Genomic DNA, 16,291 nt, shown 5'->3' with positions numbered 1-16,291 from the left:
ATGACTGAGTATTGAAGATGACCGACACCCCCCATTTCCCGCTCTCCGCTGTGGTCGGCGCCGATGACCTGAAACTCGCGCTCTGCCTCACTGCCATCGACCCGAAAATCGGCGGCGTGCTGATCGAGGGGCCGCGCGGCATGGCCAAGTCTACGTTGGCCCGCGGCCTGGCAGATCTGCTGGCCAGCGGCCAATTCGTCACCTTGCCACTCGGTGCTACCGAAGAACGCCTGGTCGGCACCCTCGACCTGGACGCCGCCCTGAGCGAAGGCCGCGCACAATTTTCCCCCGGCGTCCTGGCCAAGGCCGACGGGGGTGTGCTCTATGTCGATGAGGTCAATCTGCTGCCCGATCACCTCGTGGACCTGCTGCTCGACGTGGCCGCCAGCGGCACTAACCTGATCGAGCGCGACGGCATTTCCCATCGGCATTCGGCGAAGTTCGTACTGATCGGCACCATGAATCCGGAAGAGGGCGAGTTGCGTCCGCAATTGCTTGACCGTTTCGGCCTGAACGTCGCCCTCAGTGGCCATACTGCGCCGGCCGAGCGTGGCCAGATCATTCGCCGTCGTCTGGATTTCGACAGCGATCCGCAAGGCTTCTGCGCCGATTGGGAGAGCCAGCAGCAGTCGTTGCGCACACGTTGTGAGACGGCGCGCCGCGCACTGGCGAGCATTCCCCTTGACGATGAAGCGCTGGCGCACATCACCGAGCGCTGTTTTGCCGCCGGTGTCGACGGCCTGCGCGCCGATCTGGTCTGGTTGCGCGCTGCCCGTGCCCACGCGGCATGGCGAGGCGTGAATGCAATCGCCGAAGAAGATATCGACGCGGTCGCCGAGTTCGCCTTGCGTCATCGTCGCCGCGAACACTCGCCACCTGCACCGCAACACCACCCATCGCCCTCCCGCCAAGACTCCAGCCCACGCGAAGGCCAGGGCCAATGGGGCGAGATGCCCGCCCAGGCGCTGCCGGTCGGTGCACGACGTGAAGTGCCGAGCTGGCCAAAAAAGCCCTAGGCATTCGCCCTCGATCTGATGCGGGGGCGAATGCCAGACCCCGTGCCGGACGGCTGGACAACGGTAGACAGGGCAAGCGTCACGCGGCGCAAAGTGGATCGGTCAATTGGCCCGGCACCTTGCTTAACGGTCGCCCGCGTCAGCGCGACGATGTGTTGTTCCACCTGCGCACCCGTTCGCCACACGAACTGTGGCTGGTGATCGTCGATGCCTCGGCTTCGACTCGCCGTCATCAGGCGTTGAGCGATGCCAAGGGCCTGCTGGCGCAACTGTTCGACGACGCCTATCGTCAGCGCGCCCGCCTGGCCTTACTGACCGCCAGCGGCCATGCGCCAACGTGGCAGGTGCAGGGATTGAAAGCGTCCGCCGGATTGCGCGACTGGCTCGAGGCGCTGGGCGCCGGCGGCGGTACGCCGTTGCTGGCCGCGCTGGGTGAGGCGGGGGGCTGGCTGGTGAGACGACAGAAGCGTTTTCCAGCGGAAAAGCAGCGGTTGTTGTTGGTCACCGATGGCCGATTGAAGGCGTGGTCAATGTTGCCGGCGCTCGAATGCCCGGGGCTGCTGATTGACATCGAACGCGGCCCGATCCGGCTTGGACGCGCGAAGCAGCTGGCATTGGAACTACAAGCCGATTATCGGCATATCGACGAGCTGGTTTCAGGCTGAATTCTATGCTGCCCTCATCGCGAGCAAGCTCGCTCCCACATTAGCCCGCGTTCTATCAAACATGGAGATCAACTGTGGGAGCGAGCTTGCTCGCGATGAGGGCCGGTCAGTCGAAACCACCATTGAATGTCAGATAGCTAACTCCCCGAACAACCCCGCTTGGGATCTTTGTCAACTCGATCACCTCACTCCCATCGCCTGGCGGTACTGTCGAGTACGCCGGGCGATGTACAACTGATCAAGAATCAACGCCAGCAACGCTGACACCCCGGGCCGGGTTTTGCGCCCACGGCTCAGGCGATGCAGCTGGAACTTCACCACTGCCATACTCGCCAGTGCGGCCAACGGTTTGCGGATCGAGGACATCCAGGTGCGGCCGGAAGGCATCGCCTGCGAGGCGAATACCGAACGGGTGCTGGCGTCACTCAAGCATTAATACATTGAGGTGCGCCAAGCTCTGACGCCGCCCTTTTGTCTTGACGTGGTCTGATCTGCATGCTAGCGGGTGCTATACTTCTTGCAGATTGCATGAAGTGCGCAACGTTCCCCACGGTACAGAGACCGACTGCAAATCTCAGTTGACGGCTGCCGGACAGAGGAGGTCTGTAGCAAACACGAGATGGGAGGTGTGGCATGAATCGACACTATTACATCAGTGACAATCTCAACGATCTTGAAACCGTTGAGTATGAATTGGAAGCCAGCGGCATCAACTCCGAACAAATTCACGTGCTCAGTGAAAAAGTGGCTGATGTAGAACAGCATCACCTTCACGAAGTTAATTCGTTAATGAAACAAGATACTGTTCACTCTGGTGAGATTGGTGCGGTGGTCGGTGTGCCACTCGCGGCGCTGGTCCTTGGTGGCGCCTATTGGATGGGCTGGACCGAATCCGCTGCTGGCTGGGTGCCTTTTATCTTCCTTGCCATTGTTATATTTGGCTTCTGCATCTGGGAGGGTGGATTGTTTGGTATCCAGGTGCCGAACGCTCACTTCCGCAGCTTTAATCAGGTAGTAGAAGAGGGCAAACATATCTTCTTCGTGGATGTTGAACCGGATCAGGAATCGGTTTTGGACCGGGTAATCAAAACTCATCCAAAGCTGACGGTCGCCGGCACGGGAACGGCAGCTCCTCACTGGACAGTGGCCTGGCAACACAAATGGCATCAGTTCAAGCGAGTGATATCGGGCTAGCGCCTGGAGACTCAAGGCCATCCGAAATCTGCTTATTGGCCAAAAAAAATGACCCGGCTGAGGTAGACATAGTCTGCCTCGGTGGCCATCAATCCGACGAGCACCAGTAAACACAAGGGTGGTACCAATATGGCGTAGACCATAGCCAACCGTTCCCAAGCCATATGCATGAAGATGGAGACAATTAAACCTGCCTTCAACAACATGAGCGTGATAATCAGGAACCACCTGAGGTAGCCCTGGAAGTGAAAATAGTCGACAAGATACGACAGCGTACTGAGGACGAATAACAGTCCCCAAATTTTAAGGTACAAACTGATTGGATGTTGCTGACCCTGAGCATGTGCCATTATCCGTGCTCCTCTGACCTACCATAAATAGAAGAAAGCAAAAATAAACACCCACACCAAGTCCACGAAGTGCCAGTAAAGCCCGGCTATCTCGACGATCTGATAGTTTCCGGAGCGCTCATAATTTCCGCGCAATACTTTCATCGCCACAATGCTGAGGTAGATGACGCCGATTGACACGTGCAGTCCGTGGAATCCGGTAATCATGAAAAAACTGGCACCAAATTGCGCCGCTCCCATGGGGTTCCCCCAAGGGCGCACCCCCTCTGCAATGAGTTTGCTCCATTCAAATGCCTGCATGCTGACGAAGGTCAGACCCAGGGCTGCGGTCGCCAGCATCAGGGCCGTGGTTTTCGCCCGATCACGGCGATAGGCGAAATTGACTGCCATGGCCATGGTACCGCTGCTACTGATCAGCACAAAGGTCATGATGGCGATCAGAATAAGCGGGATTTCTCTACCGCCGATCGTCAATGCGAACACTTCACTGGGGTTCGGCCAGGCGGTGGTGATGGTCATGCGTACCGACATGTAGCCGGTTAAAAAACAGGTGAATACAAAAGTATCGCTGAGCAGGAATATCCACATCATCGCCTTGCCCCAAGGGACCTGCCTGAAAGCCTCTCTATCGGAGGACCAGTCGCTGGCGATGCCCTGCCATCCCGGTGCAGGCGGCGAGCTTGGCGGATTGGATGAACTGGACTCGACTGGGGCTTGTGGGTGCGATGCCATGGCTTTTCACCTCAGGCCGCAGAATCTGGCGATGGCTTCATAGGTTGCCGGCGTGCTGGTCAGCAGGGCGAATAGTACGAACCAAAGACCCAGTAAGTAATGCCAATAGAGGGTGCAGAGCTCTACGCTGGCGCTGAGTTGCGGCAACGGCACGTGATGCAGGAATTTAGCGACGGTTCTGCTCCAGGCTATCAGCCCGCCCAGCAGGTGGAACCCATGCAGGCCAGTCAACAGGTAGAAGAAACTGTTGGCCGGATTGCTGGCGACAAAGTAGCCCCAGGCGACAAACTGCTGCCAGACCCAGAGTTGTCCCGCTAGAAAGGCAATTGCAAATACGCCCCCCAATGCAAAGCCTATGACAGTCGCGCCCAGTCGAGCCTGTCGTGCGGCCATACTCGAGCACTGCATTGCAATGCAGCTGAATACCAGAAAAGCCGAATTCAGCCATAGCTGCCGTAGATTGGCTAACGGCGCCAAGGGCTCTGTCAGGGGTAGCCAGTCGGCCATTTGTGAGCGCTCGATGAAGGCGATCACGAAGAGAAAGAATAACGAGCTCACCACAGCCAGAAACAAGCGCAGGCCTATTCTTGCGGTTTGCCTTCTATCGGCACCCTCGTCGGCCTGGATACCCTCAGGATCACGATTCCAACTGCCGCCGGGGTCAGCGCCGTCGGCGTTTCTCAATAGCAGTCTGTTCATGTTTTAACGTCCGCTATCCTGTTTCCGGCACTGAGTTGCCGCATTTGCTCCAGCTCCTCGTCGGAGACCGTTTGCGGAACGAAATCCTGTTCTATCCCCGGCACACTGTAATCATAGGCCCAGCGATGCACGACCGGCAGCTTCGCGCCCCAGTTACCGTGTATCGGCGGGGTGTTTGGCGTTTGCCATTCCAGACTGGCCGCGCCCCAGGGATTACCGCCCGCGGGCTTGCCCTTGAATACACTCCAGGTCAGGTTGAACAGGAACAGCAATTGGGAAACGCCGACGGTTAGTGCGACCACCGTAATGAAGGCATTCAAATCGTGCGCCGACTGCGGGATGAAGGCGTAGTTGTCATAGGCGTAGTAGCGGCGTGGCATGCCCTGGAAACCCAGGTAGTGCATGGGGAAGAAAATGGCGTAGGTGCCCAGAAAGGTAATCCAGAAATGCAGCTTGCCCAGGGTGTCGTTCGTCATGCGCCCGGTTACTTTCGGGAACCAATGATAAATACCGCCGAACACCACCAGTACCGGTGCGACACCCATGACCATATGAAAATGGGCTACGACGAAGTAGGTGTCCGAGAGCGGAATATCCACGATCACATTGCCGAGAAACAATCCGGTCAGACCTCCGACCAGGAAGGTGACGATAAAGGCCAGGGCAAACAGCATCGGCACGGTCAGATGGATGTCTCCCCGCCACAGGGTCAGCACCCAGTTGTAGACTTTCAGTGCGGTGGGCACCGCGATGATCAAGGTGGTGACGGCGAAGAAAAAGCCAAAGGAGGGGTTCATTCCGCTGACATACATATGGTGCGCCCAGACCACAAAGCTGAGTACGCCAATCGCAATAATGGCCCACACCATCATTCGGTAGCCGAAGATATTTTTACGCGCATGCGTGCTGATCAAGTCGGAGACGAGACCAAACGCGGGGAGGGCAACTATGTAGACTTCCGGGTGGCCGAAGAACCAGAACAGGTGCTGGAATAATATTGGGCTGCCACCTTGGTGGTCGAGCTGCTGCCCCAGCGAGATGATCGTCGGCATAAAGAAGCTGGTGCCCAACAGTTTGTCAAACAGCATCATGACCGCACTGACAAACAACGCCGGGAAGGCCAGCAAGGCCATAATCGAGGCCATGAAGATGCCCCATACGGAGAGCGGCATACGAAACAATGTCATGCCGTGCGTGCGCGCCTGCAACACCGTGGTGACGTAGTTCAGCCCGCCCATGGTGGTTGCGACAATAAAAATCGCCAGTGAAACGAGCATCAGCACGATGCCCCACTCGGTCCCCGGTGTTCCCTTGGTAATGGACTGTGGCGGATAGAGCGTCCAGCCCGCACCGGTGGGGCCGCCAGGCACAAAAAAACCGGCGAGCAGCACCAGTACCGCTAGCAGGTAGGTCCAGTAACTCAGCATGTTGACATAGGGGAAGACCATGTCACGGGCGCCCACCATCAGTGGGATCAGATAGTTGCCGAAGCCCCCCAGAAACAGGGCCGTCAGCAGATAAATGACCATGATCATGCCGTGCATGGTCATCGCCTGATAGTAAGTGCTGGCGTCCATGAACCCCAAACTACCGGGGAAGCCTATCTGCAGGCGCATCAAGTCGGACAACACCACGGCGATAATGCCCACGAAGATAGCCGTCAACGAATATTGAATGGCGATGACCTTGTGGTCCTGACTCCAGATATATTTGGTCAGGAAGCTTTTGGGTTCGTGCAGTGCTTCTGTCTCGGCTTGCTCCGCATAGGCCATCACGTCATCCTCCTGCAGAAGTTTCGGTGTGTTTCTGGCTGCTTTACGGCTACTTTCCTGGCTGCGCCTTGCTCGCATCAGCGTCGGCATTCGCTTTGGATTTGATAAAAGCGATCAGTGCGTCCAACTCCTTATCGCTCGGAGCAAAGACCGGCATGACGGGTGCATAGCCCTTGACGATTTTGGCGCTGGGATTCAGAACCGATTCTTTTATATAGCCCTCATCGACCTTTATCTTCGTATCGTCGGCAAGGGTCTCGGTCTTGCCATACAGGCCCTGCCAGCTGGGGCCGATGCCCTTGCTGCCATCGACGCTGTGGCAGGCCAGACAGCCGAGCGACTGGGCCAGCCGCTGTCCCTGCGCCGCCAAGTCGTCACCAGGGCCCGACGCTTCGCTGGCAGAAGATTCGGCACCCAGTGATTTGATCAGGGCGACGAGAGCGCCCAGTTCATCTTCATTGAGAGTATAGGTCACCATGACCGGCGGGTAGCCCTGTACCAGTTTGGCCTTCGGATCGAGGATCGACTCTTTCACGTAGGCCTCATCGACCAGCACGCTGGTGCCATCGACAAGCTGTTCAGTGCGGCCGTACAACCCCTTCCATCCCGGGCCGAGACTGGCGTTGCCATCCTGGCTATGGCAGGCACTGCAGCCGAGGTTTTCGGCCAGCTGGCGGCCTTTTTCCAGCACGCTGTCCCGACTGGGCTTGGCAGCTGTCGCTAATGTCTGCGCAAAACTCGGTTGCCTGCTCAGCCATTGATCGAAGGCGTCCTGTTCTTCCACGATCATATGGCCCCGCATGTTGTAATGACCGACGCCACAATATTCAGCGCAAATGGTTTCATAGTTTCCGGGTTTAGTTGGTGTAAACCAAAAGTACGACACCATTCCTGGCACCATGTCCATCTTGCCGCGCATTTGCGGTACATAGAAATCGTGCACCACATCTTTAGCGCGCAGTAAAACTTTCACGGGGTGATTGAGTGGAAGGTGAACTTCATTGTTCATTATAAGTACATCGTCCTGCCCGGCAGGATCCTTGGGATCAAGGCCGAAGGGATTAGCGGAATCAACAAACTTAATATTCGATCTGCCCAGCTTTCCGTCTTTACCGGCAAAGCGAAAGGACCACTGCCACTGCTGGGCAACCACTTCAAGTTCATAAGCATTTTTGGGTACCCGGACGAAATCACTGTAAACAACCAGGCCAGGCGCCAACATGGCGGCAATACCTACCGAGGTAATGATGATTAACCATAGTTCCAACTTTTTATTTTCTGGCTGGTAGGCCGCCTTGGCACCCACCTTGTGACGATAACGCATCACGGCTACCGCCATAAATACCGTGATGGCGATGAAAAATATTCCGCAAATGATCAGGGTGATGAACAGGGTGGTGTCTATTGATCCCCAGTTGGAAGCTGCCGGTGCCGCATGCCAAGGCGCCAATGCGTTGAACAACACTGATGCAACAACGATTAGAATTAAGATGATTGCCATGGCCATTTTTTTCTTCATCCTATTCTGTTACTTGTTGGTTGTGCAACAAAGCCAGCAATAAGTATAGTGCAAGGACGGAGTGAGCGCTTTTTCTAAAAAGACCGATGCCTGGATAGGCCAACTTCAATATTAAGTTGATTAACTTAAATCCCGATTGCGCCTGTGTAATGTTTAAAAAAACAGAACTAAGGAGGCTGGCCTGCAAGGGCTTCTATCCTCCCCCTGACTCCCTGCCGGGAGGAGAAGGTCCGGTTGCCGGCTATACTTAATTTCTGGTTATGGACGGCTTCTGATTACGGACGGCAGTGATCCGCCAGAAGCAGCCCTGGAAGACGAACCCTGCCCTTGTGCAGCGGTCAAACGGAGGTGACGGCACTGAGCCGGGACGATAGCTACAGAGTTCAGCAATCCACCTTGGAGGCTTCGTCATGAGTGCGCTGACGATCGAGGGCTGGTGCAAACCCAGCGCTGCCCAAAAGTCCACCCCGATGGGGGAAATCCATTTTTACGTCGATGGCCCTTTGCATATGCGTCTGGAGCAAGCCGAAGAACGCCTGCAGAAGACCCACGAGCCCGAGGCCATGGTCGATGTCGATATGGATTCAATGGATTTGATCATGCCAGAGGGATATGGCCCCTTGTCTGACTGCCAAATGCGTGTTTATTTGAGCGCCGAACGCGGGCAGTTCCATCTGGTCGGGCACCGAGCGAGCGATGGCAGTTTGATCTATACCAATGCGGTTTTGATTGATCAACTGCTTGAGTAGTGGCTACGTGATTCTCGGCATCGGTCTTTCTTCATACAAGCTGGACCCATGGCGGACGCTTCCTTCAACTCGGCGGGCGCATTTTTCAGCGCTTCAAGCTTCAACGGTTTTGCACATCGTCGACGATGCGCTTGTGCTGGTTGTCGAGAATCACCTGGCCCCACGGCCGGTAGCGCAGTGAAAAAACCGCGGTTGGATGGCAGCCCTCCGTAGACGCGTCCGGGGTGGCCGGTTCTGCGCGGAACGGCTGACCCTCGGCACTGACTTGACGGTACGCTTCGTACACGATGCCCACCGAGCAGGGCAGTGCGCTGGCGTAGCTGCTTCGAACCAGTGGTGGCAAGCGCCCGGTGCCCGCACCGTCCTGCCACCAGACGTGGACCTTATTCGCCGCCAGCTCGCCCAGCCACTGCGCATTCACCCGAGGCGCGAGCTTGCCGGCACTGAAGGCGCTGACATGCAGCGGCGCATCGAGCTTGCCGGCGAAGTCCTTGAGCTGGCGTTGCAGGGTTGCCCGGCGATCGACCGCCAGGAAATGAACGTCATCCAGCTCCATCGGCAGATACCAGCCGCTGACCGGAAGCATCCAATCCTTGCGCAGAACCTGTTGCTGAGCCAGCGACTGCCCCAGTTGTGCCTGCCAGTAAGTCGCCAGCCCGGCGCTGTCCAGTTCATTGATACGCTGGTAATAGGCCGGGTCCATGGCCAGGCCCAGCACCAGGCTCAGGCCTTGCTCATGAGCCAGTTTCAGACTGTCGGCGAGCCAACCCGTAGGACCGCCGAAGTTCAAGTCGCCGTAGGCGGTCCATTGCACGATCAGTGTGTGCGCGCCGTGTCTGGCGGTGTCTTGCCAGATCCGCTTCCATTGCGTTTGGCTGAGACTGGCATCGACGCTCAACGGCTGATAGAAAATCCGCTCATCCGCGTGGGCCACGGTGCTGGCGAGTAACAGGCACGCCACCCATAGAAGTCGTGTCATCAGAAATTCAACTCCACACCCAACAGCACGCCATTGCCACCTTCATACAGATTGCCGCTCAGGGACTGCTGATACTCGGTACGCACCGTCAGGTGAGCACGGTAGGCATTGTAGATATCATCGTCGAACCACCATTGCCAGCGCAGGCCGATGCCGGTGCGCAGGTCCTGACGCGAGTCATTGTTCGGGTCCTGCGCGGCGAACTCGAGAAAGCCATAAGGCATGAGCGTGTGCGCGCCGTTGAACGGCAGCTTCCAGGTGTGCCCCTGCTGGAACCGCGACAGCCATTGGTGATCGCCGGCCTGGGTCCACCAAGCCGCATCGAGGTACAGAAAACGTTCTTCCCAGTCGCTCTCATCGACGCGCCAGTCGTTGCGAAATCGCCCTTGATCGAGGAAAGATGCGGTGGCGCGCAGCAGGAAATCGGTGGTGGTGTGCCCGTCCTGACGGTGGTCGTCGGCCTGATCGGCGAGCTTTTCGGGGATGAGCATTTGGCCAAGGCTCAGGCCGTGATTGTCCTGTTCATCGAACTGGCTCTGTTTGTAGAGCTCGCCATAGAAGTTGATATTAGCCGTGCCCCAAGGCTTGTAGCGCAGACCGACGCCGGTGCCGATGGATTCGGCGTAGCTCGACCGACTTTGTCCGCCGAGCAACGCCCGACCATAGACCGACAGCGTGCTGCCGGCGCGGCTCGGTTCCTCGCCCAGCGCGTGGTCCCACAGGGCCAGTTGCACGTTCTGCGGCGTCGAGCGGCGTTGGGACCCTGTGCTCTGGTCGGGGCGCAGAAAATCATTGGTCGACACCCCGGCTGGCGACCAAGTGCTGGCCACGGTACGACTGTCGCGACGGGACAAGGTTTCGTGCGCGCGGCGCTGGCGATAACGTCGCGCCTCCAGACTGCCGTCTTCGTCGTCGGCGGCCACCGGGTTTTGCTCCAGATCGATGACCCGGCGCAACTCCTTGCGCGCTTGGGCGCTGTCGGCGACTTCGTCATAACGCACTGCCAGGGTTTCGCCGAGGCGATAGTCTTCCGGGAAAGCCTGGGTGGCGCTTTGCAGATAGGGAATGGCCCTGGCGCGCTCTTGCCGGGTCGCGGCGCCAGCCAGACGCATGCCGTAATCGGCGCGATAACGCGGGTTGTCTGGCTCCAGGCGCACGGCATCGGCGAGCCACGCCGTGCTTTGTTCCAGCGCCCCGGCCTTTTGCGCGGTGACCGACGCGGCATAGAAATGCCCGGCACCCGGCGCCTGTTGCAAGGCCAAGCGTTGACGCTGCAAGGCGAGCGCGTGATCACCCCGAGTGTCGGCAATCGCCGCACCCAAGGCCCACTCATTGGCGCCACGGCTGCGGCTTTGCTGCCAGTAATGTTCGGCGGCCTGAGTGTCGCCCAATGTCAGGGCACTACGGCTCGCGGTAAGTCGGGCGTTATCGCTCAGCTCGGCATCTGGAACGCTGCGCCAGATCGCCAGCGCACCGCAAGCGTCACCGGCCGCTTCCAAGGCATACGCTAATGGCAGGCGACTGCTGCGGTCACCGAGTTCTTCCGCCGTTTGGTAATACACGACCGCTTCACCGGGCCGCTCCGGCATGGCGCAACGACCGAGGGCGCGATAATCGTCGGCGATTTGAGGACGTGCGCCAATGGCTTGCTGCACCACCTCACACTGACCGTTCTCGGCCAATTGCGCGAGTAACTGGCCGCGGGTGGCGGGATCGACGCGGGTCAGCAGCGACACGATGCGTTGCTGCTGCGCCGGGGTCGGCGTCGAGGAGGCATACAGCCCCGCGAGTCGTTGCAGCAGGGCGGTGGGCAGTTTGCCGTCGTGGCGGTTGTAGGCGTTTTCCAGCAGCTGTTGCACGTGCTCGCGCTGGCCGGCATTCAACCCCAGATACGTCGCCTGATTGAGCGAAGCGAGGTCACCGGTTTGCTGGTAATGCCGTTCCCACAGCGTCGCCGCTTCGGCAGGGCGCCCCAAGGCTTGTACCCGTTCGGCCCGGCGCTTTACCACATCGGCGGTCTGTGGCTGGCTGGCGAGCCAGGTCAATACTTTGTCGCTCTGGCCCTCTGCCTGCCAGATGTCCAGCAGACGCGCCTGACGACGGCTATCCCAAGGCTCCGGCAGGCGCGTGGTTTGTAGCAAATCCGTGGCGTGCAGGCGTTGGACCAGGATCAGCCAGGCCTGCGGATCGTCATCGGCCCGGCAGCCACGCAATTGCCTGAGCGCCGCTTGCGGATCGCGTCGCGACAGCCATTCGGCGGTCTCAAGACACGGGCGCTGCAACTCATCACTCAAGCGTTGAACCGTTGCGGTGTCGACGGTTTGCCGCGCCAGTTCCCATAGCCGTTGCCGTTGCGCGGGATCGGCGAGGTCGCTGGTCGGCAGTGAATGAATCCAGCGTTCGGCCTGCTCGGTATGGCCCATGGCAATTGCCCGGTCGATCATCGCCAGACGGGTCTTGTGCGCCGCTTCAGGGCTAGGTGCTTGTTGCAGCAATTGCTGCAAAGGTTTTTCGTCAAGGCGTTGTACATACGCGTTGGCCAGCCGCTGCCAGCCTTCGGCGTCCAATTGCTGGCTGGCGGCCAAGGGCGCCAGTTGCTCGATGGTGCCGTTCCAGTCATGCAACTGCTCGGACCAATTGGAGAGCGCCAGGTGCAGAATTTTGTCGTCACCTTTAGGCACCAATTGCGCCAGCCAGGCGTGCGCTCGGCCGGCGCCGCCGAACTTGGCCAGGCTAAGGCTGTAGGCCTGCCACAGACGCACGCGCTGGGGGAGGTTGCTGGTGGCCATCCACTGTTCCACCTGCCCGCTGCCGGGAGGGTCCTGTTCGATCCAGGTCAAGCGCAGGTTGAGCAGGGCCTCGCTGTTTTGCGGGTTATCCGGCAGCGCTTGCACGGCGTCCTTGTAACGCCGTTGCTTGGCCAGCGCTTCCACCAGCAGCGCCCGTGCTTCATCGTTTTTCGGCACCTTGGTCAGCAGGTGACGCATCAGCCGTTCGACTTCGGCCCAGTTGCCTTTTTTCGCTTCGCGATAGCTGCGGTCCATGTAGGGGAAGCTGCGAAATTGTTCAAAGTCGGTCAACGGCTCGGCCTGTGCCCATGTGCCAGCAATCAGGCTCAGCAGCAGGCTGCCGACCAGCAGAGCACGACGATTGGCCGGCTTCATTCGACCTCCCGGGCAATGCTGTACGCGGCGTGCTGTTCGCTGGCCTGTTCAACCAGGGCCTGTTCGAGTACCTCCTGGGTGATCATGCCGCGGGAGATCAGGTGTTGACCCAATGACATGTGTTCGACATCGAAGTCGATCAAGGCCTGATTGAACAGGCTGGGAGGGACCATGCCGCGCACTTGCAGAAGATTGCCCAGCAGCACCTGATGATGACCGACACGTTCGAGCAAGGCTTCATCGTCCTGATGACGCTCAAGCACTTCAAGCATGTGATGCACGTCCGCATTTTGCCGGGGGCTGGCGTACCAGTAGCGAATGCCCAGTGTGACCCGGCCCTGAGGCGCCAGACGGCAGCGCACCGGGCGCTTCAATTGTCGGCTGATGGCGCCCAGCGACACCTGGCTGACCGGCCCTTCGGAGGCCAGCACCAGCGTGTCGCCTTCTTCGGCCACTGGCAGCACGCCGTAGTGCGACGCGACCTTGCGCGGCACGAGGCCGATCTGGCGCTTATCGAGTTTGAACGGGTTGAGTGGTGCCCATTCCATGTCCAGTTGCTCGGCCAGGGTTTCCACCAGTTGCGTGCTATTGATATGTTCGCGCAGCAGCAGTTCGTGGCCCAGGCGACGTCGCACAGGGTTGGTGATTGCCGCTTCCAGTTGCTCTTCGGTGAGCAGGCCTTTTTCTACCAGTCGATGGCCCAATGGGGTGCGATACGCCTTGGTCAGGGCCGGGAATTCATGGGTGGTTTTGTCCCAGGCCACGCGGCGTGAATCACCCATTTTCATGACCTGTCGCAGCGCCCGCACATTGGCGAAAAAATTGACGAAGTTGCTCCACATCATGCGCGGTGCCGACAGCAAGCCTTCCCCCAAGCCGTAATAGCGGGTGACGAACCAGCCGCGCTGGAACAGTCGATTGAGCAGCATCAAACCGTTGAGCCATAGCAGAATCGAGAGCAGCGGGCTGTCGGAGAGGATCGACGGATAGCGCCAGGCATTCGGCGAAATCACCGTCACCAGCCACATCGCCAGCAGCACCAGGAACAGCAAGTTGACCAGGAAACTCAGCAGGTAAGTGATCAAGCCACGACGGTCACGCCACAGGAAGTAGTTGAGCAGGGCATGGGGGCTCCAGCCGAGGTTCTTGGTGCCCTGAAAGACAATGCCGACGATCCAGCGGGACTTCTGGCGGATGGCGTGCAGCAAGTCCCGGGGGAAATGTTCGCGAACGCAGATCACTTGGGAAAATGCGCGGTTCATGCCGAACACCCAAGGCTGGTCGAGCGCCAGTTTCGGGTCGGTCACCGAGTAGCGGGCGAAGATGCACTTCATGCCTTTTTGCTTGAGACGGAAACCGATGTCGTAGTCCTCGGTCAGGCTCTGTACGTCGAAGGCAATGCCGTCGCCGTCTTCGAGCAAGGCGCTGATGGCCTTGCGGCTGAAGCAGGTGCCGACGCCGGCGCTGGGTACCTGACCGGTCAGGGCTTCGCGCACGATAACGTCTTTGCCGTGGTTCTCGGCGAACTCGTCGACGTAATGACCGGCGGTGAAACCTTTCCATTCCGGCGCGTAGGGGTAAACCGGAATCTGGATCAAGTCCTTGCTTGGCAGCAGGTAGTTATAGAGCCGCAGCTCCATCGGCGAAATTACATCCTCGGCATCGTGCAGGATGAACCCGGCAAACTGGATTTTCGCTTCGCTTTCGAAACGCAGGATCGCGTCGATGACGTTGTTCAGACAGTCAGCCTTGCTCGTGGGGCCGGGGCGGGCGCACACCACTTTGTGCACGTTGGGGAAGTGCCGACAGACCGCTTCGACGTCGGCCTGGGTCTCGGCGTCGTTGGGGTAGGTACCGACGAAAATCTGATAGTTCTCGTAGTCGAGGGTCGAGGCGGCCAGGCGCGCCATTTCACCGACCACACCGACTTCATTCCAGGCCGGAACCATGATCGCCAGTGGTTTTTCGGCGATGGCGTAGAGCCGTTCCTCATCGGCGCGCTTGAATTTTTCGTAGATCCGCCAGCGTCGGATCAGCTTGCGGCTCCAGTACACGACGTCGATGAACAGGTCATCGAGCCCGAGCACGAACATCAACAGCGCCAAGGTCATCGCGAGGTATTTAAGACCGAACAGCACATAGGCAAAAAAATCGACAAAATCCAGGTTCATACTGCGCTGCCCGCCGCGGAACGTTTGCTTAACCAGGCGCAGAGGCGGGTGGCAATGCGTTCGCTGGCGTGGCCGTCGCCGTAGGGGCTATGGACCCGGCTCATGTGTTTGAAGTGCGCCGGGTCATCGAGCAACTGACTGGACTCCTTGACGATGCGCTCGGTGTTGGTGCCCACCAGCAGCACGGTTCCGGCCTCAAGCACGGACGGCCGCTCGGTCACGTTGCGCAGTACCAGAACCGGTTTGCCGATGGCTGGCGCTTCCTCCTGGACACCACCTGAATCGGTGAGGATGAACTGCGCACGGCCCATCAGCCAGACGAAATGCTGATAGTCCTGCGGCGCCACCAGGTAAATGTTCGGCTTGTCCGACAGCACGCCATACACCGCTTTCTGGACGTGCGGATTCAGGTGCACCGGGTAGACAAATTGCACGTCGGGGTAGCGCAGCGCAAGGTTGGCGAGGGCCAGGCAGATATTGCGAAAACCGCCGCCAAAACTCTCCCGTCGATGACCGGTAATCAGCACCATCCGCCGATTGTCATCAAGCACGGCCAGCGGAGAGTCGGGGGCCGGGTGCCAGTGAATGTCCTGCTGATGCGTGCGCATCCACAGCAGCGCGTCGATCACGGTGTTGCCGGTGACTTCGATACTGGCCTTGGGCACGCCTTCGCGCAGCAGATTGGCTTCACCTTTGGTGGTCGGCGTGAAATGCAAGTCGGCGATGACGCCGGTCAAGCGTCGATTGGCTTCTTCCGGCCAGGGCGAGCGCAGGTTGCCGGTGCGCAGACCGGCCTCGACGTGACCGATGGGCAAATGGCGATTAAAGGCCGCGAGGGCCGCGATGAAGCTGGTGGTGGTATCACCGTGGACCAGCACGATGTCGGGTTTGATCCGTTCGTAGGCTTTGTCGAGATGAATCAGCAGTTGTTCGGAGAGGCTGTTGAGCGTCTGGCCCTGAGTCATCACTTGCAGGTCCTGGTCAACCGACAGCTCAAAGGCATCCAGCACTTGTTTGAGCATTTCCCGGTGCTGGCCGGTGGAGCAGATATTCAACTCGATACCCGGCCAATGACGCAGAACCCGAGCCAGTGGCGCCATCTTGATAGCCTCCGGTCGCGTACCGAAAACCATCATGACCTGGTAAGACATGAGCCCTCCTGAAACAGCACACGCATTGGGCGCATGGCAATTGAGACTGCTTATCACCTGAGTATTGAATAAAGCAGTCGATGTCGGGATTGTCCAATGTCGTATCGGGCTGCATTGATGTCGATAAATT

General features: G+C 58.8%; 13 protein-coding genes and 1 pseudogene. 4 read left to right on the top strand and 10 right to left on the bottom strand.

The window, feature by feature from the left end:
* Positions 1 to 17: 17 nt before the first annotated feature.
* The gene (locus ACM6IR_RS07825; RefSeq protein ID WP_414907159.1) at positions 18 to 1,016 is read left to right on the top strand and encodes an ATP-binding protein; all 999 of its coding nucleotides are present in this window, start codon (positions 18 to 20) and stop codon (positions 1,014 to 1,016) included.
* A 119-nt stretch (positions 1,017 to 1,135) separates the two neighbouring features.
* Entirely contained in the window at positions 1,136 to 1,681 is a 546-nt protein-coding gene (locus ACM6IR_RS07820; RefSeq protein ID WP_414907158.1) for a vWA domain-containing protein, read from the top strand.
* Between the two features lie 180 nt (positions 1,682 to 1,861).
* Here the strand turns inward: ACM6IR_RS07820 and ACM6IR_RS07815 are convergent.
* Positions 1,862 to 2,035: pseudogene (locus tag ACM6IR_RS07815) on the bottom strand (2,4-dienoyl-CoA reductase); the annotation flags it as partial.
* Between the two features lie 279 nt (positions 2,036 to 2,314).
* On the opposite strand from ACM6IR_RS07815, the gene ACM6IR_RS07810 reads away from it, so the two are divergent.
* Positions 2,315 to 2,875 carry a magnesium transporter gene (locus ACM6IR_RS07810; RefSeq protein ID WP_414907157.1) on the top strand — a complete coding sequence of 187 codons (561 nt, stop codon included), beginning with the start codon at positions 2,315 to 2,317 and terminating at the stop codon, positions 2,873 to 2,875.
* A gap of 32 nt (positions 2,876 to 2,907) precedes the next feature.
* On the opposite strand, the gene ACM6IR_RS07805 is transcribed toward ACM6IR_RS07810, so the two are convergent.
* Genes ACM6IR_RS07805 through ACM6IR_RS07785 form a run of 5 tightly spaced genes read right to left on the bottom strand, consistent with a single transcriptional unit; the run spans position 2,908 to position 7,935 of the window.
* Positions 2,908 to 3,225, bottom strand: coding sequence for a cytochrome C oxidase subunit IV family protein (locus ACM6IR_RS07805; protein ID WP_414907156.1), 318 nt, complete (start codon positions 3,223 to 3,225; stop codon positions 2,908 to 2,910).
* A gap of 18 nt (positions 3,226 to 3,243) precedes the next feature.
* Positions 3,244 to 3,957, bottom strand: a complete 714-nt coding sequence (locus tag ACM6IR_RS07800) for a heme-copper oxidase subunit III family protein (protein ID WP_414907155.1) — start codon at positions 3,955 to 3,957, stop codon at positions 3,244 to 3,246.
* Positions 3,958 to 3,963: 6 nt separating this feature from the next.
* Complete coding sequence (locus tag ACM6IR_RS07795) at positions 3,964 to 4,656, bottom strand: cytochrome c oxidase subunit 3 (RefSeq protein WP_414907154.1); 693 nt, start codon at positions 4,654 to 4,656, stop codon at positions 3,964 to 3,966.
* On the bottom strand, positions 4,653 to 6,428 hold the full coding sequence (gene ctaD / locus ACM6IR_RS07790; protein WP_414907303.1) for a cytochrome c oxidase subunit I: 1,776 nt from the start codon (positions 6,426 to 6,428) through the stop codon (positions 4,653 to 4,655). The genes ACM6IR_RS07795 and ctaD overlap by 4 nt, the downstream gene beginning before the upstream one ends.
* Before the next feature lie 49 nt (positions 6,429 to 6,477).
* A complete protein-coding gene (locus ACM6IR_RS07785; protein ID WP_414907153.1) occupies positions 6,478 to 7,935 on the bottom strand; it encodes a c-type cytochrome in 1,458 nt (485 codons plus the stop codon).
* A 422-nt stretch (positions 7,936 to 8,357) separates the two neighbouring features.
* On the opposite strand from ACM6IR_RS07785, the gene ACM6IR_RS07780 reads away from it, so the two are divergent.
* A complete protein-coding gene (locus tag ACM6IR_RS07780) occupies positions 8,358 to 8,696 on the top strand; it encodes a hypothetical protein (protein ID WP_414907152.1) in 339 nt (112 codons plus the stop codon).
* A gap of 100 nt (positions 8,697 to 8,796) precedes the next feature.
* On the opposite strand, the gene ACM6IR_RS07775 is transcribed toward ACM6IR_RS07780, so the two are convergent.
* From ACM6IR_RS07775 to wecB, 4 genes are read right to left on the bottom strand one after another with little or no spacing between them, the layout of a single operon-like run.
* Positions 8,797 to 9,675 carry a DUF4434 family protein gene (locus ACM6IR_RS07775; protein ID WP_414907151.1) on the bottom strand — a complete coding sequence of 293 codons (879 nt, stop codon included), beginning with the start codon at positions 9,673 to 9,675 and terminating at the stop codon, positions 8,797 to 8,799.
* Positions 9,675 to 12,839 (bottom strand): NfrA family protein, encoded by a 3,165-nt coding sequence (locus tag ACM6IR_RS07770; protein WP_414907150.1) that lies wholly within the window; start codon positions 12,837 to 12,839, stop codon positions 9,675 to 9,677. The genes ACM6IR_RS07775 and ACM6IR_RS07770 overlap by 1 nt, the downstream gene beginning before the upstream one ends.
* The gene (gene nrfB / locus ACM6IR_RS07765; RefSeq protein ID WP_414907149.1) at positions 12,836 to 15,010 is read right to left on the bottom strand and encodes a cyclic di-3',5'-guanylate-activated glycosyltransferase NrfB; all 2,175 of its coding nucleotides are present in this window, start codon (positions 15,008 to 15,010) and stop codon (positions 12,836 to 12,838) included. Before nrfB ends, ACM6IR_RS07770 begins: the two co-directional genes overlap by 4 nt.
* Positions 15,007 to 16,161, bottom strand: a complete 1,155-nt coding sequence (gene wecB / locus ACM6IR_RS07760) for a non-hydrolyzing UDP-N-acetylglucosamine 2-epimerase (protein WP_414907148.1) — start codon at positions 16,159 to 16,161, stop codon at positions 15,007 to 15,009. The genes nrfB and wecB overlap by 4 nt, the downstream gene beginning before the upstream one ends.
* Positions 16,162 to 16,291: the final 130 nt, after the last annotated feature.

The sequence above is a fragment of the Pseudomonas sp. IT-P253 genome, from assembly GCF_949768125.1.
GTDB lineage: Bacteria > Pseudomonadota > Gammaproteobacteria > Pseudomonadales > Pseudomonadaceae > Aquipseudomonas.
This window is presented reverse-complemented; position numbering and strand designations above follow the sequence as displayed.